The organism is Terriglobales bacterium, from assembly GCA_035561515.1.
GTDB lineage: Bacteria > Acidobacteriota > Terriglobia > Terriglobales > Acidobacteriaceae > DATMXP01.
Genome location: DATMXP010000001.1, coordinates 25,638 through 44,636, shown reverse-complemented (window position 1 = coordinate 44,636; position 18,999 = coordinate 25,638). Strand labels below are relative to the sequence as shown.

Annotated in this window: 22 protein-coding genes; 13 read left to right on the top strand and 9 right to left on the bottom strand. The window is 56.6% G+C overall.

Translation table 11 applies throughout. From position 1 onward, the window contains the following. Nucleotides 1-12 precede the first annotated feature (12 nt). The 3 genes from VN577_00190 to VN577_00180 all read right to left on the bottom strand — a co-directional run bounded on the left by VN577_00190 (nucleotide 13) and on the right by VN577_00180 (nucleotide 1,690). Nucleotides 13-519 (bottom strand): chemotaxis protein CheW, encoded by a 507-nt coding sequence (locus VN577_00190; GenBank protein ID HWR13215.1) that lies wholly within the window; start codon nucleotides 517-519, stop codon nucleotides 13-15. Between the two features lie 3 nt (nucleotides 520-522). Then, nucleotides 523-888, bottom strand: a complete 366-nt coding sequence (locus tag VN577_00185; protein HWR13214.1) for a response regulator — start codon at nucleotides 886-888, stop codon at nucleotides 523-525. Between the two features lie 118 nt (nucleotides 889-1,006). Continuing rightward, nucleotides 1,007-1,690 (bottom strand): histidine kinase dimerization/phospho-acceptor domain-containing protein, encoded by a 684-nt coding sequence (locus VN577_00180; protein HWR13213.1) that lies wholly within the window; start codon nucleotides 1,688-1,690, stop codon nucleotides 1,007-1,009. Between the two features lie 691 nt (nucleotides 1,691-2,381). On the opposite strand from VN577_00180, the gene VN577_00175 reads away from it, so the two are divergent. The 3 genes from VN577_00175 (at nucleotide 2,382) to VN577_00165 (ending at nucleotide 4,298) form a co-directional block, all read left to right on the top strand. Beyond that, a complete protein-coding gene (locus VN577_00175; protein HWR13212.1) occupies nucleotides 2,382-2,828 on the top strand; it encodes a hypothetical protein in 447 nt (148 codons plus the stop codon). A 231-nt stretch (nucleotides 2,829-3,059) separates the two neighbouring features. Continuing rightward, a complete protein-coding gene (locus VN577_00170; GenBank protein HWR13211.1) occupies nucleotides 3,060-3,437 on the top strand; it encodes a hypothetical protein in 378 nt (125 codons plus the stop codon). Between the two features lie 504 nt (nucleotides 3,438-3,941). After that, the gene (locus VN577_00165; GenBank protein ID HWR13210.1) at nucleotides 3,942-4,298 is read left to right on the top strand and encodes a hypothetical protein; all 357 of its coding nucleotides are present in this window, start codon (nucleotides 3,942-3,944) and stop codon (nucleotides 4,296-4,298) included. 18 nt (nucleotides 4,299-4,316) lie between these two features. On the opposite strand, the gene VN577_00160 is transcribed toward VN577_00165, so the two are convergent. Continuing rightward, nucleotides 4,317-4,679 carry a hypothetical protein gene (locus tag VN577_00160; protein HWR13209.1) on the bottom strand — a complete coding sequence of 121 codons (363 nt, stop codon included), beginning with the start codon at nucleotides 4,677-4,679 and terminating at the stop codon, nucleotides 4,317-4,319. A 750-nt stretch (nucleotides 4,680-5,429) separates the two neighbouring features. On the opposite strand from VN577_00160, the gene VN577_00155 reads away from it, so the two are divergent. Then, nucleotides 5,430-5,624 carry a hypothetical protein gene (locus VN577_00155; GenBank protein ID HWR13208.1) on the top strand — a complete coding sequence of 65 codons (195 nt, stop codon included), beginning with the start codon at nucleotides 5,430-5,432 and terminating at the stop codon, nucleotides 5,622-5,624. 27 nt (nucleotides 5,625-5,651) lie between these two features. Beyond that, nucleotides 5,652-6,527: a phytanoyl-CoA dioxygenase family protein gene (locus VN577_00150; protein HWR13207.1), complete on the top strand. Its 876-nt coding sequence runs from the start codon at nucleotides 5,652-5,654 to the stop codon at nucleotides 6,525-6,527. On the opposite strand, the gene VN577_00145 is transcribed toward VN577_00150, so the two are convergent. Continuing rightward, a complete protein-coding gene (locus VN577_00145) occupies nucleotides 6,524-6,682 on the bottom strand; it encodes a lmo0937 family membrane protein (protein HWR13206.1) in 159 nt (52 codons plus the stop codon). The two genes, VN577_00150 and VN577_00145, sit on opposite strands and share 4 nt — an antisense overlap. Nucleotides 6,683-6,877: 195 nt before the next feature. Here VN577_00145 and VN577_00140 point away from each other — a divergent pair, with 195 nt between their 5' ends. Continuing rightward, nucleotides 6,878-7,726, top strand: coding sequence for an aldo/keto reductase (locus VN577_00140; GenBank protein ID HWR13205.1), 849 nt, complete (start codon nucleotides 6,878-6,880; stop codon nucleotides 7,724-7,726). 3 nt (nucleotides 7,727-7,729) lie between these two features. On the opposite strand, the gene recJ is transcribed toward VN577_00140, so the two are convergent. The 3 genes from recJ to VN577_00125 all read right to left on the bottom strand — a co-directional run bounded on the left by recJ (nucleotide 7,730) and on the right by VN577_00125 (nucleotide 10,834). After that, entirely contained in the window at nucleotides 7,730-9,466 is a 1,737-nt protein-coding gene (gene recJ / locus VN577_00135) for a single-stranded-DNA-specific exonuclease RecJ (GenBank protein HWR13204.1), read from the bottom strand. A gap of 150 nt (nucleotides 9,467-9,616) precedes the next feature. Continuing rightward, complete coding sequence (locus VN577_00130) at nucleotides 9,617-10,351, bottom strand: sulfite exporter TauE/SafE family protein (GenBank protein ID HWR13203.1); 735 nt, start codon at nucleotides 10,349-10,351, stop codon at nucleotides 9,617-9,619. Nucleotides 10,352-10,369: 18 nt separating this feature from the next. Further along, a complete protein-coding gene (locus tag VN577_00125; GenBank protein HWR13202.1) occupies nucleotides 10,370-10,834 on the bottom strand; it encodes a hypothetical protein in 465 nt (154 codons plus the stop codon). A gap of 104 nt (nucleotides 10,835-10,938) precedes the next feature. Between VN577_00125 and VN577_00120 the strand changes: the two genes are divergently transcribed. The 7 genes from VN577_00120 to VN577_00090 all read left to right on the top strand — a co-directional run bounded on the left by VN577_00120 (nucleotide 10,939) and on the right by VN577_00090 (nucleotide 17,810). Beyond that, nucleotides 10,939-11,409, top strand: coding sequence for a DUF4442 domain-containing protein (locus VN577_00120; protein HWR13201.1), 471 nt, complete (start codon nucleotides 10,939-10,941; stop codon nucleotides 11,407-11,409). Nucleotides 11,410-11,472: 63 nt separating this feature from the next. Beyond that, nucleotides 11,473-11,751: a DUF507 family protein gene (locus VN577_00115; protein HWR13200.1), complete on the top strand. Its 279-nt coding sequence runs from the start codon at nucleotides 11,473-11,475 to the stop codon at nucleotides 11,749-11,751. Continuing rightward, nucleotides 11,748-12,026 (top strand): DUF507 family protein, encoded by a 279-nt coding sequence (locus VN577_00110; protein ID HWR13199.1) that lies wholly within the window; start codon nucleotides 11,748-11,750, stop codon nucleotides 12,024-12,026. Before VN577_00115 ends, VN577_00110 begins: the two co-directional genes overlap by 4 nt. Before the next feature lie 213 nt (nucleotides 12,027-12,239). Beyond that, on the top strand, nucleotides 12,240-13,799 hold the full coding sequence (locus tag VN577_00105; protein ID HWR13198.1) for an MraY family glycosyltransferase: 1,560 nt from the start codon (nucleotides 12,240-12,242) through the stop codon (nucleotides 13,797-13,799). 123 nt (nucleotides 13,800-13,922) lie between these two features. Continuing rightward, entirely contained in the window at nucleotides 13,923-15,407 is a 1,485-nt protein-coding gene (locus VN577_00100) for a glycosyltransferase (GenBank protein HWR13197.1), read from the top strand. Between the two features lie 28 nt (nucleotides 15,408-15,435). Continuing rightward, nucleotides 15,436-16,863, top strand: a complete 1,428-nt coding sequence (locus VN577_00095) for a UDP-glucose/GDP-mannose dehydrogenase family protein (GenBank protein HWR13196.1) — start codon at nucleotides 15,436-15,438, stop codon at nucleotides 16,861-16,863. Then, the gene (locus tag VN577_00090) at nucleotides 16,863-17,810 is read left to right on the top strand and encodes a UDP-glucuronic acid decarboxylase family protein (GenBank protein ID HWR13195.1); all 948 of its coding nucleotides are present in this window, start codon (nucleotides 16,863-16,865) and stop codon (nucleotides 17,808-17,810) included. Before VN577_00095 ends, VN577_00090 begins: the two co-directional genes overlap by 1 nt. Before the next feature lie 301 nt (nucleotides 17,811-18,111). Here the strand turns inward: VN577_00090 and VN577_00085 are convergent, their stop codons facing one another. Next, the gene (locus VN577_00085; GenBank protein ID HWR13194.1) at nucleotides 18,112-18,834 is read right to left on the bottom strand and encodes an FAD-dependent oxidoreductase; all 723 of its coding nucleotides are present in this window, start codon (nucleotides 18,832-18,834) and stop codon (nucleotides 18,112-18,114) included. Nucleotides 18,835-18,999 lie beyond the last annotated feature (165 nt).

Genomic DNA, 18,999 nt, shown 5'->3' with positions numbered 1-18,999 from the left:
AACCACTCACTACTAAATTGTCGGCACCGGAAAGCTCTCAACCACCAGCTTCAGATCCAGCGCCAGCGCCAACCGATCTTCAAATCTCAACATCCCGCAGCAGTGCGGAACTTCCTGCGGAGCCTCATCCACCAACAACGGCTCCGTCGTCGTATACGTCCCAATCACTTCATCGGACGCAATCCCAATCCTGATCTCGTCACGTTCGTCATTCGCCGGAAGCTGCGCCACCACCACGTGCTTCGGCGTCAGGTCCGCCCGATGCCCTTCCGTGAACGCGATATCAATCACCGGCACAATCTTCCCGCGCAGGTTGAACACTCCCATCAGGAACGCCGGAGCCAGCGGGATCCTCGTCACCAACGGCCACTCCACCACTTCTTCCGTGTCCAGCACCGCCAGGCAATAGCGTTCTCTTCCCGACCGAAACACGCAGTACTGCCGTTCCGGCAGTTGTTCTGCGACGGCAACTTCTCCTCCGTCCGGCGCGTTCGCTTCGAGTTGTGGATCCTGCGTCATCGCTTACAAAAACTTGCGTACTTCAGAAATCAGTTCCTGCGCCGTGAATGGCTTGCCGATGAATCCATCGCCACCCTGGCGCTCTGCCCAGAATTTGTCGCTTGGTGTGTTCTTCGACGTAACGAACACAATCGGAATCCTGCTGAACTCTTCGTGGTTTTTCAGATCGCGGCACGCCTGGAAGCCGTTTCGGTTCGGCATCACCACATCCAGCAGAATCAATCCCGGATGCTCCATCTCCAACATCTGTTCCAGTCGCGTTGGATCGTTCAATGCCACCGGCCAGTAGCCGGCCTGCTCGAGCACCGATTGCATCAACCGGGTCTCGGCCAGCGAGTCATCGACGATCAATACCTTCTTCAGCGACACCGTTTAACCTCAAACCTGAGACAAGGTGCAATCACCCCACCAATCCACAGCCTCGCCCTGTCTTTTGTCTCAACTAAATCCACTTTGTTTTCAAACGTTTACGTTATTCGTCTCAGTTTCAGTCGCCACTCACGAAGCTGTGCATCCCTACCGGCATCTCATGCTGAGACTGCCTGTCCGCAAAGCTCATCTCCGTCTCCAGCGACGTGAATCTCTGGATGATCTCGTGCACCCGCATCGACATGCTATGGATCGTCTCGATCTGCTCCCGCACGTCCGCCGACACCTTCCCCGGCTCCAGCAGCAGCAGTTCGGAATTCCCCATAATCGACGTCAACGCATTGTTCAGGCTGTGCCGCATGTCGAGCATGTACCGGCCCAGCATCGCGTGCCTTTGTGCCGCCGACACGCTCTGCTCCGCCTTCTTCGCCCGAATCGTTGCATCCACCCGGCGCAGCGCTTCTCCCGCAAGAAGCACCACGGCGTTCACCCAGCCTTCGTAGTCGTTCAGCACCAGCACCCGCGGATGCGCGGCCTTCACGCTCACCGCATTCGCCACCCGCGACGCCACGTACAGCGTCGGACGGAACCCATACTCGATCCGCTTCAGCGCTTCCACCGGGTTGTCGCTTTCCAGTGGACCCACAATCGCCAGGTCGACGTCGATTCCCTTGTCCTTCTCCCACGTGGCTTCGCTGCTGATCAGGAAGCTCGGTACCGTACGCTCCGTCTGCCACCGCGCCACGATCATGTGCGCGAATTCCGGGTCGTCCGTGAAGATCAATACTGTTAACTGGCTCACCTTCGGTCTCCGGCCGCTTCGCCCATACGGACGCAAAGAGGCGAAACATAAAGGTGCAAGCGCCCGACCAAAATCCGCCAGGCTTTGCCAGATGACTTAAGTTGCTGAATTATCGAGACTTAGAGGAAAGGGAGATAAAAAGAAGATCAGCGCTTTGTCTCAGAGTGAAATGACATTCGCCGAATCGCAATATCAGCCAGAGACAAATTCAGCTTGTGTGGGGGGATGTCTCGTCTAGGGCGGACACTCTTGTCCGCCGCCTTTGTGCCTGTGTAAAACAGACACTCCAGCCTCTACCTTTATCTATGGGCCTGAACAGTCCTGTGGACCAGTCACTCTTGTCCGCTACTTCTGTCTGAACTGCAGCGATCCCTTCGACTCTGCCGTTACCTCGCCCGCTCCGTGGCACGCCGGACACAACCGGCCATTCGAATCCGTACGACGACCACGACACACTGGACAAGGTTGGGCAATAACACTTAGGCGGGAACTCATACCTCTATTTTAGGGTACTCAGCTGAAAGGGGCAAATCTGAGTTCTCTCCTCGTGTCAGGAATGTCGCCAACCAATTCGTCGAGCGATGTGATGTACCCAAATTATGGATACTCCCTCGCGTCATACCTTACGTCTGACAACGAAGTAGTTACAATCGCCTACGGTAGCAACTCACGTACTACAATTCCATGCGCTATGTGGCTAAAGGAAAAACAGTTCACCATCAGGCTTGGCGGTAATACTTTTATTGATACTCCGACCATAATCGCATATCAAAATCGTCCTCTGATCAACGTATTCAGACAAGAGGATGGATATCTAGCTGTTGACCTCGACATACATGACAGTACTGGCCAACGTATCGCTTCTGTTCGCAAGAACAATCTCTACGGGCAAGACAAAGACCTATACGAGGTTAAGGGAACAGCAGACTCATTTACCCTCACGGATAAGGATTCGGGTATAACAATTCTCGACATCCGCAAACGTTTGGAAGCAGAAGCGGAGATCGACATCTCGTTGCGAACCTATCTGCCCAATGGAGAACTGCTCGACCTCGGTCCAAAGGGTTCAAACATTCGTTCTAATCTGTTCTCTGGAAACATCTTTAAGGCGTGCAAGATCGGCATGAACATTGGGTGAGGAATTGACGTCAGTAACGAACGTGTTCTCGTCATGCGGGTTTACCACTGGACAGTTAACCCACGTACCGGTGCAACCACAACCGTTCCCGTGCCCCAGGTTCGCGTCCGTTTTTGGACGCTAACCTGGGAGTCCACTGAATCCGAAACCCGGCAGGGTCGATTCACCCTCACCCACGCGTCTTCCCTCATCGCAATCGATCCTGCATACTCTCACGCCATGAGACTCCGCTTGCTTCTGCTCCTCTTCTGGTCGCTTTCTCTCGTCGCCGCCAACAAGCCTTCGCCCGTAACCGGTACGTGGGAAGGCGAGTCGTTATGCACCGTGCCCGATTCACCCTGCCATAACGAGCACGTTATATACGAGATCGCTCCCGACCCGAACGCCGGCGGCAAACTCAAGATCGACGCCTACAAGATCGTGAATGGCGAGAAGCAATTCATGGGTGCCCTCGGCTGCACCTTCGACGACGCGAAGAACGTTCTCTCCTGCAACTATCGCGCCGACGACGACTGGACGTTCGTGCTCAACGGCGACCGCTTAACCGGCGAGCTGCACATCCGCCAGGAACGCCTGCTCTATCGCAAAATCGATCTCCATCGGAAATAGTTCGACCCTTGGAGTTATCAGTTAACCTCGAAATTCCGCGACTGGCCGGCCGGCTCCGGCATTTATAAGGGTTCCATAACCCTTCATAACTGCCCGGTTGGCATGGAATAGCGCCTCTACCCACCTCAATAACGTGATACTCTGCTTGAAACTCCTAGGCCCAAGCTGGTCCCCAATGCCTCCCGAACTCGTTTTCGTCGGTTACACGTGCCCTCTTTGTCACAAAAGAGTCGCGGTCCTTCGCTCGTCCGATCCACCCCCCCGCATCGCGCAGGAGATAGTCTCCGAGTGCCCGTGCGGCTATATGCGCCGCATTTCCGTAACTGATATCCAAGACCTTGAGACCTGGCGCGCGGCCAAGCCGAACCAGTAAGTTCGCTGGAGACATCGGCTGCCGCCTTCGGGAAGAATTCGTCGGCCCAACCCAGCCAAGGTGAAATTTATCCGGGTGATAACGAAAATGCCCATCCAGAGCGCAAACTGCCGCGTTACAATGTGCCAACCATGGAGCGTTTAAAAGGCGACAACCTCGGCAAACGGGTTATCTGTGTCTCTTGGAACCCTTCCCTTTCACTGACCCGTCAGATACTTCTCGGGCATCTGGGATGTCGTGTGGTTTCCGCCCTTGGACGCTCTGAGGCATTGCAGTCCTGTCGCGAGACCGCGGATTTACTCGTCATCGGCCATTCGGTCCCCGCCGACGAGAAGCGTGCCGTAATCAGGTGTTTTCGCGAGCACTCCAACGCTCCCGTGCTGAGCCTGATCACAACCGGTCAGGACAAACTGCCGGAAGCAAACTACGCCGTGGAATCCTCCGATCCGGCGCAGTTCATCCATACTGTGTCGAGTATCTTGCGGTAGCGCAATTTCAGGACTCGGTTATTCCAGGTTCCTCGGGTCACCCAGCAGCGAGCGCGCGAAGTTCACCAGCGCCTCCGGATCGTGGCTTGAGAGCGTCGTATCCGCCCAGTCGCACCTTGCTCCCACTGAGGGGCTCAGCGCCACGATCGGCGCCTTCGGCGACGCCTCCCGGATCGTCCGCGCGATTCGCTCACAATCGATCTTCTCGTCCTGTACCATCACCACCATCGAAACCTTCGGAAACTGCGCGAACAGGTCCAGACCCTCTTGCGTGCTGTGCGCCGTAATCACGTTGAACTTTGCCGTCTCCAGCACCAGTTTCCTCGCCGACAGCGCCTGGAAGGGCTCCCGCTCCGCAACTAGTATCGTCGGCCTTGGCATTTCTGGTTGGATGCTCGTTTCCGCCGCCTGCGGCTCGGATTCGTCCTATAATTACGCCCATGAAACCGCTTGTCGGCCATTTCAAGTCGGCCTCAAGCGCTCTCCGGGACGCCTCCCGTAACCTGCGCCGAAGGTCCTTCCTGCTCAGAGTCAGGGCATACGCCGCTCGCCGTCGCGGCGCTGCCGCAACCGCCTTGTCGCCCCCGCGTCGTCAAAACGATCATCCGCCGTCTGGCCCCAAAACTCGTTAATCCCTCGCCTTTATCCGCCCCATCCGCCCCATCCGCCCCATCCGCCGGTCGGGTTTATCCGCGCACATCCGCCCAATCCGCGCCACCCGCGGCCCGTTTTGGAAAATCCGTTGTCAAGGGGGTCCCCGCCCTGGTTTTCATGTAAGTTGCTGATTCAACGGCAAATATAAACTTCAAAACCTTGGCATGTTCCCCCCACCCGAATTGCTATCCTGAAAATGGAGTTGTTGAAGGCTCTGGGACTATAGGCTGACACCTAAGTCCTTTGTTTTCAAATCCGTCCCGCAAGCGATGTAGAATCATCAACTTATAAGTCCTTTGTTTTCATGGTCTGTCGTGCAAGTGCTTTGTTTTCTAATCACGGAGGGGGTGGGGGTGGGGGTGTTCTTCAATTCGTTTTTTGAATACTCACAGCAACCTTTTACCTGTAATTCAATTCTCACAAAAAGCAATCCTGCTTGGGGTTTTCGCAGTGTCAGTAAGTCGTGCTTTAAGGGAGATGCACAGGGTTCGTCTGGCCTTGCTCGAACTAATGGAAAGCAGCGTCACGTCGGAGAATACCCGCAGACAAGTCGAGATGCTTTATCTCGCGCTTGAGCAAGAGCTCGCCTCGCTCAACGCGAGCGCCCGCGAGAGCAATGCCGAAACTCCGTGGCTCGACGCCGAGCCTCCAACCGAAATGGCCGCCGATTAACGCTCACCTGTCTGAGATACTGATCTCGTGCAGGATCTGTCTCTTTACCATCGCCCCATAACTTCGCTCTTCCCGCAGCCCGCAACTGCCGACGCTTGGCAGCAATATCGGCTCGCCGACGAGCAGGTTCGCTCCTTCCGCGAAAACGGATTCCTCACCGGCGTTCGCATGCTCACCGACGAGCAGATCGAAGCTCTCCGCTCCGAGCTCGCCCTCATGATGGACCCAACTTCTCCGCGCGAGCTCTTCTACGAATACCACTCCAACGAATCTGCCGATCCCGACCGCATCCTCTTCCATGCGCTCGGCGCATGGCGCGTCGGCCCCGCGTTCCACGACCTGCTCTGGAATCCGGCGTTCCTGGTTCCCGCGTCGCAACTGCTCGGAGGCGCAGTTCGCTTCTGGCACGACCAGCTATTCGTAAAGCCGCCACATCACGGCGGCGTTGTCGCCTGGCATCAGGACTATTCCTACTGGACGCGCACCAGGCCGCTCGCGCACCTCACCTGCTGGATTGGCCTCGACGACTCGACGCCCGACAACGGCTGCGTGCAGTATGTTCCCGGAAGTCACGAATGGCCTGACTTGCCCAAGCCGGTTCTAACCGGCGAACTTGATGCGATTAAGCAGGTACTTCCCGAGGAGATTCGGGAGAAGTTCAACCCGGTCTGCGCCGAGCTAAAGAAGGGACACAGCTCGTTCCATCACGCACGAACGATGCACGGGTCCGGCGCGAACAGTACCGACCGTCCGCGCCGTGCCGCAGTCATTAACGTCGTGCTCGATGGGGTTCGCTCCGACTCCGACGAGCCCTTGCTCGAAGGCGTGCCGGCGATCCCCAAGGGCCAAAACCTCGAGGGACAGTTCTTCCCTCTTCTGTATCGGCCTGACGTGATTCGCTAGACCGCCCTACTGGCGCCGCGCACGAAGTGCAGGATCAGGAACACGACGGCCGCGATGATCAGCAGGTGAATAAGCCCGCTGGCAACGTGGAACACGCCCCATCCCAGAATCCAGGCGATCAGCAGAACGATGAACAGAATGGTGAAGATACTCATGCCTCGCTCCTAAACAACCGTGTTACGAGGTTTGAGCTACGGTCCCCTCCATGGAGTTGGCCGCACCTGCTGGAATCTGCTGGGCAACCCGACATGCCGGGCAAGTTGACCAGGCGAAGTTCGTCCCGTCTAACTACTCGTCCGGGCCAAGTGCGCTCTGAATGCGGCTTATACTGGTCGGACCCGGGAGAAGACATGCGACGTCGTGAATTCCTCGCCCACTCTGCAAAGGCTGTTGCCGCCACGTTTCTCGCCTCCAAAGCAATGTCCCTGCCCAGCAGGTTCAACGGATCCGACACGGTCACGCTCGGCAAAACCGGCATCCAGACCAGCCGCCTGGCCATGGGAACCGGAACCTTCGGGTTTGGCAATCACTCGCACCAGACCGACCAGGGCGTGCAGACTCTCTCACGATTGTTGCTGAACGGCTACGAGAACGGGCTTCGCTTCTTCGATACCGCCGACGCCTACGGCAGCCACCCGGGAGTAGCCGAGACCCTGAAGCACGTGAAGCGCGACAAGGTGACGGTGCTGACCAAATCGATGTCACGCGACCCGAAAGGCATGCGCGCCGACCTGGACCGGTTCCGGCGGGAGCTGGGGACGGACTACATCGACGTGATGCTGATCCACCTCGTCACCGACGGCGACTGGACGACTCGCTATCGCGGCATCATGGATGTGCTCTCCGAGGCAAAGCAGAAGGGCATTATTCGGGCGCATGGGGTATCCTGCCACTCGATTGCAGCGCTACGCACAGCGGCAAGATCGGAGTGGGTTGACCTCGATCTGGTGCGCATCAATCCGGCTGGCGCGCAGATGGACGCCGACCCGGACACGGTAGTCAGCGTGATGCGCGAATTCAAAAAGAATGGCAAGGCTCTGGTGGGGATGAAAATCCTGGGCGCCGGTGCACTGCGAAAGCGTCAGGATGAAGCCATCAAGTACGCGCTCAGTCTTGGACTGCTGGACGCGTTCACGATCGGCGCGGAAAACAAAGACGAACAGATGGACCTGATGCGGCGGATCCAGGCTGCCGCGTAGCGGTTATTGAGCGGTGGCGACGGCGGTCCGGCGGAAGTCGCAAAGCCGAAATTCGAGTCCGCCAAAATCCGGATGATCGTTGTGCTCGAGCGTGAAGGCGATATCGATTGAGTCCCCGACAACGATAGGGTCTGTCGCCAATCTTTCCGCCATCCTCCAAGCCATCGCCTGCCAGGACTTCTGGCGGCCGCCTCCATTCTGCTGAGCAAGCCTGAGCTTCAGGTGCTTCTCTTTTAAAACCTTCGGCGGAACCACAACATTGATGCCATGCGCTCCGAAAACCGGCTCGGGATTCCCCATGCCGAATGGCTGAAGTTGCTGGATCGAGTCGTACAGAGTTTCGGAGACTTCGTTGAGATTTACGTCAGCGTCGTAATCGAGCACAGGAATGAAGTCTTCGGGCGTGAGCCGTCCACGAGCATAGGCATCGAGACGACTGCGGAGTTCCGCGATGCGTTCGCAGGGCAGGCCAAGGCCGACGGCGTGGGCGTGTCCCCCGAAGCGGGTAAACACTTCGCGGCACGATTCGAGAGCGTCGAGCAAATGGAAGCCGCGAATCGAGCGACCTGAGCCGTGGGCGTCTTCGCCATCGCGGGAAAGAACGATGGCAGGACGGCAATATCTTTCGACAACTCGCGTTGCCGTGATCCCGATTACGCCACGATGCCATCCATCACCGTCGACGACAATGCAATAGGCGTCGCGCATTTCGGGATTCGCGGCGAGAGCGGCGTGAATCTCCTCGAGAATCCGAGCTTCTTCGGCCTGCCGGTCGCCGTTGAGGTCATGCAACTTCTGCGCGATAGCGCGAGCCTCTGCTGGGTCCTTCACACTGAAGAGCTTAATGACATCTTCTGCGACATCCATTCGTCCGGCGGCGTTGAGACGGGGTGCGACGCGGAAGGCGATTTCGCCGGTTCCAACCGGCCGGGAGATGTCGACACCAGCTATCTCGAGAATTGTCTTCAGTCCGATGTTGCGCGGATCCTGAAGTCCTTTGAGACCGATCTTGGCGAGAATGCGGTTCTCGCCGATCAGCGGAACCGCATCGGCGATGGTGGCGATTGCCACCAACTTGATAAACGACGGGAGAAGACGGTCGCGTCCGGCAGCCTCCAGCAGGGCCTGCGCAACCTTGAACGCGACGCCAGCACCGCAGAGTTCCTTGCACGGATATTCACATCCCGGTTGATTCGGGTTAAGGACAGCGAGGGCATGCGGAACGCCTTCATGCGTTTCTGGAAGATGGTGATCGGTAACGATCAGATCAACGCCAACACGCCGGGCAGTTTCAGCGGCAGCGAAAGCTCGAATGCCGGTGTCGACGGAAATAATGAGCCTGACACCTTCGGCGGCGGCGCGTTCGATGACGTCTTCTTTCATGCCGTAGCCGTCGCGGATGCGATGAGGCACATGAAAGTGCGTAATTCCGCCGAGGATTTCGATTGTCGTCTTGAGGATGACGACGGCAGTCGTCCCATCCACGTCGTAGTCCCCATAGATCAGGACTGGCTCGCGGTTTTCGATGGCACTCTGCAAGCGTTCGACGGCGGTTTTCATGCCGAGCATCAGGTAAGGCGAGTGCAAATCCGAGAGGATAGGCAGAAGGAATTTCTGCGCCTTTTCCGGAGCGGTGATGTCGCGGGCCGCGAGTAGCCTTGCCACAATGGGGGACAGTTTCAGCTCGGTGGTAAGTGTCCGGACAACGGCTTCATCGGCATTACGAAGGGCCCAACGCATCAACAGCTACATTATTCGTTGGGTGCCTGGAACGCAATCGTCGCCTAAATCAACAGCCACGCAATACATGGATTACGAAAAATTGTCGCGGCGTTCGGACGGCGGGCTGGAGATGGGAGGAGTACGTGGTCGGAGCAGCCAGATAGCTCCTTACTTTCCCGCAGGGTTCACGAACATGGAAACACCGAGGGCAAGCACGAGAAGATAGACCACGATGCGGAAGGTTCGGTCGGGGATCCGCTGCAACAGGCGCTTGCCGAAGATGGTTCCGATTAGGACGCCTGCGGATGCCACGGCGATCAAGAATGCGTGTGCTTTGATCTCCGTCGATTGGGTGCCGATGTACACAGGCATCCGGAAGAGGTCAACCACAAGGCCGACTGCAGTTGCCGTGGCAACGAAGGCCTGCTTCTCAAGATTGAAACCCATCAAGGCGGCGGAACGAATGCCACCCTGGTTGCCGACGAGTCCGCCGAAAAGTCCGGAGAGCGCGCCGGCAACAATGCCCGTTGTTTTCTCGAAGCGCATGCGTTGACTTATCCCGAAAAGTCCCGAAATTCCGGCAAACACAAGCAAGGATGCCAGCACATATCCGAGAACTGCGCTCGCGAAACGTGCATTCAGCAAAGCACCGGTCAGGCCTCCGGCGGCACTGGCGACGCCAAACGTGACGAAAACCCGGCTGTCGAGATGCTGACGAATCATCAGGAATCGAAGAAGAGTGGCCGCAAAGTGAGGAAAAGAAACTACAGCAACTGCGAGTTTAGTTCCGAGTTGAACTGCGATCAGTGGCGTCAGGACGCTACCGATACCAAAGCCAGCCAGGGAGGCGATAGCGCCGCTGATTACGGCGGCCATAAACACAAATGTGTCGAAGGCACTCATCAGGCTGAAAGTTTGGGGTTAGTGCTCGTCGTCCTGATCGTCGGTTTCGTAGGTGATGCCGCCGAGATCTTCCGCCATGTCGAGCAGCCGCTGGTACCGGTCGTACCACTCGGTGGAAAGTTCGCAGATGAACATGGTTCCCTGGAACGGAAAACCCAGTTGGACGAACCCGGTCTTGTCGATGTAGGCGCGCAGCCAGCGGGCTTCTTCTACATCTTCTTCGCTGGCATAGGGCGCACCGCGAAGGCGCTCGACGAGAAAATCGACATCTTCCCGGTCAAGTGTGACGTAATTCATGGTTAGGAATGGCGCGCCGCTGTGCTTCGCAAGTTCAACGAAGTCCTTCCACGTGTCATTGTTCTCGTGGAAGTCCCACATGACGGACTGCACGTCTTCGTTCACGTAGCCGTGGTAACGCTGCATGCCGTGGCCTTCGATAAAGGCCGTCATATCGTCGCGAACTGTAGTCAGGTCGTCCTGCATTGCGTTCCGTCCCACCCCGGGTACTGTGTTCTTATGATACTCCCCTTGGAAACGCCGGTGGAGCAGGGATTGGGGAAACAATCGTTCGGTGCCATGATGGCATCATGCACATCGTTATGAAGCGCCACATCCGGCGCTGGTTGAACCTGTGGCCTCCATTCTTAGGTTCGGGAATACGAGTCACTCGACTTGACCCGGATTGGAGGGCAGTTGATGTGGAACTGAGGTCGCACTGGTGGAACCGGAACTACGTGGGGACGCACTACGGCGGGTCGCTGTATTCGATGGTGGATCCCTTCTACATGCTGATGCTGATTGAGAATCTCGGCGGTGGGTACGTGGTGTGGGACAAATCTGCGACGATCGACTTCAAGCGTCCGGGACGAGGGACGGTAAAGGCGAGTTTCCGAATAACCGAGGAGCAACTTGATGAGATTCGAGGTTCGCTGGAATCGGCTGAGAAGGCTGAACCGACGTTTCGGGTGGAGATCGTAGACTCAACCGGCGACGTGGTGGCCAAGGCAGCGAAGGTGCTACACATACGAAAAAGCGCACGGAGAGTGGCTAATCTGTGAGGCACCCGGTAGCGAAGTTCGGTATGCTAAACTAAACGGTTTGGTACGTGGTTCCGATCACTCATGCTCTTCTCGAAAGAATATGTCGGGTACTTGGCCCGTCAGCTAACAAAGAAATTGATCGAAGGCGAGTTCATCGAGGCGCCGAACCAGGCGCCCGTGGTTGAGAAAATTAACCAGTCGATATTCGATGAACTGACCGTCGAAGACCGCATCAACGACGAAGTTCGAGCAATCCTGGAAGCCTATTCGAACGAAATGCAAAAATCAGGCGCAAATTACCAGGAGATGTTCAAGAAGGTAAAAAACGAACTCGTGCGCAAGTACAAGGCGGTGCTATGAGCAGGCTTTCCCGAGACAAAGTAAATGTGGTGGCTCGAGCTGTGGCCGAGGGCCTGGCGCAAATGGACGACATCGAGTTCATTGAGGACAAGAACACCATCCGGCTGGAAGTCCGCCGTCTGCTTGAAGAGTTGCTGAAGGAAGAAGAGAAGATCGACGCGGCCGCGCGCCAGAAGATCGAGAGCCAACGGCGAACCATCACCGAGGGCAGCGTAGAGTGGGATATTCTCTACCGCAAGTACTATAACGAAGAAGTGAAAAAGCTCGGCATCTGAATTGCTAAGTTTCCCTTTTTGACATTTCTGACCTCATTTTTTCCTGCCATTCCACCTATACATCACATGCGTTAGCTAGCCTGATTCGTCATGCTTAATACAGATTGCTCCTCTTCTAAGGTGATGACTATAGTTCAGTCACTCACGAAAGAAGCTGAGTAAATCAACGTCGGTCGCGGTTGGGGAACCAAATAGGCCGGCAGGAACAGCTTCGTGTACCTACTGGGACTTTTCATCACTGCGTTGCTGCTGTCCTCAGTGCTTACGCACTACGTGCGCAACACGGCGATGCGCTTTGGCTGGACGTGCACGACCCCGCGCAATCGTGACATGCACTCCAGCCCGATTCCGCGCCTGGGCGGCGTAGCGATCTGCATTTCGTTTCTCGTGGTGGCGGTGAGCTACGTAGCCTTTTGGCGACTGCGCGGTCACGTGACTGGCTTCGGACTGTACACGACTTTCGCGGTGCTGGCGCCGGCGTGCCTGATGTTTGTGCTCGGGCTTTATGACGACCTGAAATCCCTACCGCCGAGGGTGAAGTTCGGGGTTCAGGTAATCGCCGGACTTCTGCTCTACTACGGCGGCATAAGGATCTACTTCTTCCCGATCGTCTCGGGCTATCAGGAGTTGAGCGGCGTGATATCGGCGGTCCTGACTGTACTGTGGGTGCTGCTGATCTCGAATGCTTTTAATTTGATCGATGGGTTGGATGGGCTGTCGGCGGGGTCGGCGCTTTTTTCCACGCTGGTGGTCTTTGTGGTGTCGATGTTCGCCGGCAACGCCTTCATCTCGGTGATGACGGTTACGCTGGCCGGGGCGATCCTGGGATTTCTCCGCTACAACTTCAACCCAGCGACGATTTTCCTTGGCGACTCGGGTTCCCTGTTCCTGGGATTCATGCTCAGCGCCGTTTCGCTGGCCGGAGCGCAAAAAGGTACGACGGTAGTGGCGGTGGCCATCCCAGTGCTGGCGTTTGGATTGCCGCTGCTGGATACATTTCTATCGGTGACGCGGCGGTTCCTCAGCGGGCAACCGCTGTTTACGGCCGACCGTGAGCACATCCACCATAAGCTGATCAAGCGCGGATTCTCGCACAAGCAGGCCGTGGTGATGCTGTACGGAGTTTCGGCACTGCTAGGACTGCTGAGCCTGCTGTTGTATCCGGCGGGCAGTTCGCTGGGTGTTGTGCTGGTGGTGGTAGGGGTGCTGATGGTGTTTGGAGTGCAGCATCTCGGCTACCACGAATTCGCGGAGTTGGGTCGCACGGCCAAGCGGACTGTCGAACAAAAACAGGTGATCGTGAATAACCTCGCAATCCGGCGAGCGACTGAGGACCTGAGTTCGGCAAACGACTTGAACTCAATCTGCTTGACGCTGCAGTCGGCCTTCGAAGGAAATGAGTTCGATGGGTTTGAGCTCTCCTTTCGTCCGACGGAGCATGCTGAAATTCCCGAAGCCCTGAAGAAAAGCTACAACGGCCAATACAGCTTCGAGTGGCGCAAAGGCTCGGCGCCCCTGAACGACGACGCCCACTGGCAGCTTGCGCTGGCCCTCATTGCCAAGCACGGGCAGCAGGCAACATTCACCGTGCACCGCAGACACAGCGACCGCAACCTGATGCTGGACATCAACCTGCTGACCGGACAATTCCAGACGGTGCTGGCAGATGCGGTGGAGCGGGCACTACGGGCTGCGCACGAGAAAGCAACCTTCGTCGTCCTCCCGAAGGTGAACGACACGGTCAGGACGGTCGCCGCGATCTCTCCGCAATAAGCCTTAACTGTTCCTGTCTGTGACAGCTGCTGGTTTATACTTTCGTGAGGATCGCCCGACTTTCGTGCTGCATATGGGGCGGTGCCGATGGCCTGATTTGGGCAGTCCGATACCGAGGCGAGTTTGGCCAGCACTCCATCCAACACAGACGAAACCGTGGAACACCAGCCAGCGTACACGCAAACGCAGACGCCCCGGAGTGCCTTTCGGCTCAGCGTCCTTATTCCTGTGTACAACGAGCGCCACGTGGTGGAAGCCAGCGTTCGAAGAGTGCTGGCGCTTCAGCATCCGCTGATCAGCGAACTGGAAGTGATCATTGTGGATGATTGCAGCAAGGACGGAACCAGCGATGTGCTGCGGCGGCTGGCAGCCGAGGATTCGCGGATCACGCTCATCCGGCATGAGACGAACAAAGGAAAAGGCGGAGCCCTGAGGACGGCGATTGCGCAGGCTTCCGGCGATGTATGCGTCGTACATGACGCGGATTTCGAGTACAACCCGGCGGACATCCCTTCCCTACTGGTGCCGTTCGCCGAAGAGGGCGCCGACGCGGTGTTTGGGTCGCGGTACCTGTCGGCAAGTTATCGTCGGGCACTGATGTACCGCCACACGCTGATGAACAAGGGCATCACGACGATGTGCAATTGGTTGACAGACCTGCACGTCACCGATGTCGAGACCTGCTACAAAGCGATCAACACGACACTGCTGAAATCAATCCCAATCCGCAGTAACGATTTTCGATTCGAGATCGAGTTGACGTTCAAGCTGGCGAAGCGAAGCGCGCGAGTGTTCGAGGTGCCGATCCGATATCTGCCACGGACGTACGCGGAGGGCAAGAAGATTCGTCCACGCGACGGAATGCTAGCGCTTGCGGCGATGGCGCATTGGACGCTGATCGACGATCTCTATGAGAACGACCAGTACGGCACGCGGCTGATCTCGGAACTGGATAAAGCGCGGCGGTTCACACTGTGGCTAGGTGAGGTTATTCGTCCCTTTGTCGGCAACCAGATTCTTGAAATTGGAGCCGGTGTCGGAAGTATTACGAACCAATTTATTCCGCGCGACCTATATGTGGCGGCCGAGGTCAATCCGAATTACCTGACGTACCTGCGCTCGTACGCGCTTGGGAAGCCGTACCTGCACGTGATGGAACTCGATCCGGGGCAGCCCGAACAATTCCGCGGTCTGGAGTCGCAGTTCGACACAGTTTTGCTGCTCAATGTGTTGGAAGGGCTCGATAATCCCGCGGCGTCTCTGGCTGCGGCGTACAGCAGCCTGCGCGAAGGTGGGCGGGTCATCATACAGGTACCGCAGGGCAAGAAGCGATTCGGCACTTTGGATACGGAGCGCGGACGGCGCATGCGCTTCGAGGCCGGTGAACTGCGCACCTTGCTTGAATCGGTGGGATTCAAGCTTGAGCACATGGATGACTTCAACCGGATGTCGGTTCCCGGCTGGAACCTTAATTCCAAGTTCCTAAGGCGCAAACGCTTTTCACGACTCCAACTTAAAACTTTGGACATGCTGTTGCCGTTGATGCGTCCGATCGATCGGGTCTGGCCATGGAAGGGTCTGAGCTTAATAGCCGTAGGTGTAAAGTAAACCCCGAAATCTAAGAACTGGTCTTCTTATGCGAATTGCTGTCATTGGTTCCGGTTATGTAGGTCTTGTTGCGGCTGCGTGCTTTGCCGAGATCGGGCACCAGGTGATCTCGATCGATAACGATGCCGAGAAAATTGCGATGTTGCAGGATGGGGGTGTCCCCATCCATGAAGAGTTCCTGCCGGAGTTGCTGGAGCGACATCGTGGAAAGAACCTGACGTTTTCGACTGATCTTCCCGGCGCGGTCAAACAGAGCCAGGCGATCTTCATCGCCGTTGGTACACCTTCGACCGAGCAGGGAGATGCGGACCTTTCTTACGTGGAACAGGTTTCCCGCGAAGTTGCCGGCGCAATCGATGACTATAAGATCGTGGTTGAGAAGAGCACGGTTCCTGTTTTCACCAGCAATTGGGTGCGGCGGGTGATGCTGCTCGATGGAGCCGACCCCGACCATTTCGACGTGGCATCGAACCCGGAATTTCTGCGCGAAGGAACTGCCGTCGGCGACTTCCTCTATCCCGACCGCATTGTTGTCGGGGCTGACACCGAACGCTGCGCGTCAGTTTTGAAGGACATCTACGAGCCGCTAACGTCAGGCGCCTACTATAAATCGAAAAATCTGATTCCTAATACGACGGGCGCTCCGATTCCTCCTCCGATTATCATTACCAGCACGAAGAGCGCCGAGTTGATCAAGCACGCCTCAAATGCTTTCCTTGCCACGAAGATTTCATTTATTAACGCCGTGGCAAACATTTGTGAAGCAGTCGGCGCCGATATCAAAGAAGTATGCGACGGCATCGGCAGCGATTCGCGGATTGGGCGACGCTTCCTGAACCCTGGAGTCGGCTACGGCGGATCCTGCTTCCCGAAGGATCTGAAGGCATTTTCATCCGTTGCGCGTGAGACGGGATACGACTTCCGCATGCTCCAGGAGGTCATGAATATTAACGCCGAACAGCGAGCGCGATTCCTGCGGAAAGTCCGGAACGCACTGTGGACCTTAAAAGGCAAGCGCCTGGCGGTGCTGGGACTGGCGTTCAAAGGCGGGACCGACGATATCCGGGAATCCCCGGCAATTGAAATCGTGAAGGCACTGCTCAAGGAGGGCTGCGAGATCCGTGCTTTCGACCCGGCAGCAGCGGAGCGTGCAAAAGAGACATTACCCAGCGAGAACATGGTTTACTGCGAATCCGCCTACGAGGCAGCCAACGGCGCGGATGCACTCTTGATTCTCACGGATTGGCCTGAATTCGCGAAACTCGATTTGCCACGTCTGAAGGCGAGCCTGACCTATCCAATCGTGGTGGATGGGCGTAATCTGCACGACCCAGCCCACATGGCGGCCAATGGATTCATCTATTCCAGTGTTGGCCGGGCCGACGTGCAGCCTTCGCTGACACGTCCGCCGCAAAAAGACGGCAAACTCGCGGCCACTCGCGGAAAGGCAGAATAATGCGAACTCTTGTCACCGGCGGTGCCGGATTCCTGGGATCTCACCTTTGCGATGCCCTGCTAGCGGAAGGACACTCGGTCCTTTGCATCGACAACCTGATTACGGGCCGCAAAGAAAATATCGCGCATCTTGCGAACGAGCCGCGATTCGAGTTCAGGAACCACGACATTTCGACTCCGTTTGAGTTCGGCCCGGTGGATTACGTGTTCAACTTCGCCTCACCCGCGAGCCCGGTCGATTACATGGAGCATGGAATCGAAACGCTTCAGGTTGGATCGTTTGGCACCTTCCACTCACTGGAGTACGCAAAACGGCACGGCGCGAAGTACTTCATGGCATCCACCTCAGAATGCTATGGCGATCCGGAAGTGCATCCACAGACGGAGACGTACTGGGGTCACGTCAATCCGATCGGCCCACGTTCTGTTTATGACGAAGCAAAACGGTTTTCCGAAGCCCTGACGATGGCGTACTTGCGATATCACAAAGTTGATACCCACATCGTCCGTATTTTCAACACGTACGGACCGAAGATGCAGATCAATGACGGTCGTGTAATTCCGAACTTCATGAAGCAGGCTTTGACGGGGGAAGACCTCACCGTTTACGGCGATGGTTCCCAGACGCGCAGTTTCTGCTATGTGTCGGACGAGGTCGAAGGGATTCTCCGTCTGGCGAAGTCAGATGAGCACCTGCCTACGAACATCGGCAATCCCAATGAGTTCACGATCCTGGAATGCGCAAAGCGAGTGATTCAGGTGACGGGGTCAAAGAGCCGCATCCGATTCGAGCCATTGCCACAGGACGACCCGAAGCAGCGGCGTCCGGATATTTCCAAGGCAAAGCGCCTGTTCGGGTGGGAACCAAAGATACAACTCGAGCAGGGATTGAAGATGTCCCTGGAGTACTTCAGGAGTGCAACGGCACAGACTGCGGCAGCCCGGTAAACGGCGTTTCGTGGGCGCACAGGGGTGCGCCCAATCCTATTAGCTTCTGACCATCCAAATCGCGCAGCTAAACGCAGTCACCAACATTACGGCAACCGTAATGAAATCCCATGCCCGCGTTTCCCAGCTTTGCGCTCTGACTTTCGTTCTCAAACTCATATCACCCCCATACTGCAGCCGTGATACTGCGCCCGCACGGAGCCCTCTGACAACTTAACGGAGGTTATGGACCTTAGGTAACCGTGGTAATCCACTTCGTCACCCTACGCATATCTTGTCGCCGTGGGAAGCGAGCTGGAACTTAGTCAAATCGCTCATATAGAACCGATTTGCGGTCCCATCCCAGATCTTTGACCAGAAGGTCACGGTTCGCTTTCACCATGTCCTTCAGGCCGCAGATATACGCGTCCATGTCCTTTCGGTCGCCCACAATTTCCCGCACGTGCTCCTGCACGTAACCGCGGGCACCCGTCCAGTTTTCATCGGGTCGGCTTAACGTAGGAACGTAATGGAAGTTCGAATGTTGCGCTTCCATCTGCTTGAATTCGTCGTGGTAATACAGGTCCTCGCTGGAACGAACACCAAACACAAGCCAGAACTCGCGGCCCTGGTTGCGGCCCGGCTCCTCGTACAACCAGTGCAACATGCCACGCAGTGGGGCAATGCCGGTACCGGTGCCAATGAAGATGGAATCGCGGACAGGATTCTTCAGGATGAAATATCCATGCGGCCCATGGAATTTCACCCGCGAGCCTTCGGGAAGGTCGCACAACAGGTTCGAGAAGAAGCCTTCCCTAACCCGGTTCAGGCAAACGTCAAACACGCTTTCATGCTTTGGTGACGAAGCTATAGAGTAGGCACGAGTTATTTCGCGACCGTCATGTTCCGCCTGCATGGAGATGAACTGCCCAGGTTCAAAGTCGAAGCTCGGCAGGTCCTCTACCTCAAACTGCAGATGTCGGGTGGCATCGGAAAGCGGCACCGACTGGCGTAGCCGGGCTGTAAAAGTGGATCTCTGGCTCATTTCTACTTTATTGGAATACTCAACAAGCTATTTCGATTCACGTCATGTGAGGCCACCTGGCGTGTACGAAATTCATCCTTGTGTCTGAAACGGGAATATTTTTCTTTTCGGCGCCCCTGACCGTTGTTTCTGTTTGCTGGTTGATAACTGCCAAGTGTGGGAATG

What these genes read in the sequence shown, in the direction of transcription:
- VN577_00140 (HWR13205.1), top strand. Translation starts at nt 6,878, where the DNA reads ATGCGACGTCGTGAATTCCTCGCCCACTCTGCAAAGGCTGTTGCCGCC.
- VN577_00085 (HWR13194.1), bottom strand. Translation starts at nt 18,834, where the DNA reads ATGAGCCAGAGATCCACTTTTACAGCCCGGCTACGCCAGTCGGTGCCG.
- VN577_00155 (HWR13208.1), top strand. Translation starts at nt 5,430, where the DNA reads ATGCACAGGGTTCGTCTGGCCTTGCTCGAACTAATGGAAAGCAGCGTC.
- VN577_00175 (HWR13212.1), top strand. Translation starts at nt 2,382, where the DNA reads ATGTGGCTAAAGGAAAAACAGTTCACCATCAGGCTTGGCGGTAATACT.
- VN577_00090 (HWR13195.1), top strand. Translation starts at nt 16,863, where the DNA reads ATGCGAACTCTTGTCACCGGCGGTGCCGGATTCCTGGGATCTCACCTT.
- VN577_00160 (HWR13209.1), bottom strand. Translation starts at nt 4,679, where the DNA reads ATGCCAAGGCCGACGATACTAGTTGCGGAGCGGGAGCCCTTCCAGGCG.
- VN577_00115 (HWR13200.1), top strand. Translation starts at nt 11,473, where the DNA reads ATGCTCTTCTCGAAAGAATATGTCGGGTACTTGGCCCGTCAGCTAACA.
- recJ (HWR13204.1), bottom strand. Translation starts at nt 9,466, where the DNA reads ATGCGTTGGGCCCTTCGTAATGCCGATGAAGCCGTTGTCCGGACACTT.
- VN577_00130 (HWR13203.1), bottom strand. Translation starts at nt 10,351, where the DNA reads ATGAGTGCCTTCGACACATTTGTGTTTATGGCCGCCGTAATCAGCGGC.
- VN577_00145 (HWR13206.1), bottom strand. Translation starts at nt 6,682, where the DNA reads ATGAGTATCTTCACCATTCTGTTCATCGTTCTGCTGATCGCCTGGATT.
- VN577_00125 (HWR13202.1), bottom strand. Translation starts at nt 10,834, where the DNA reads ATGCAGGACGACCTGACTACAGTTCGCGACGATATGACGGCCTTTATC.
- VN577_00165 (HWR13210.1), top strand. Translation starts at nt 3,942, where the DNA reads ATGGAGCGTTTAAAAGGCGACAACCTCGGCAAACGGGTTATCTGTGTC.
- VN577_00095 (HWR13196.1), top strand. Translation starts at nt 15,436, where the DNA reads ATGCGAATTGCTGTCATTGGTTCCGGTTATGTAGGTCTTGTTGCGGCT.
- VN577_00190 (HWR13215.1), bottom strand. Translation starts at nt 519, where the DNA reads ATGACGCAGGATCCACAACTCGAAGCGAACGCGCCGGACGGAGGAGAA.
- VN577_00110 (HWR13199.1), top strand. Translation starts at nt 11,748, where the DNA reads ATGAGCAGGCTTTCCCGAGACAAAGTAAATGTGGTGGCTCGAGCTGTG.
- VN577_00120 (HWR13201.1), top strand. Translation starts at nt 10,939, where the DNA reads ATGCACATCGTTATGAAGCGCCACATCCGGCGCTGGTTGAACCTGTGG.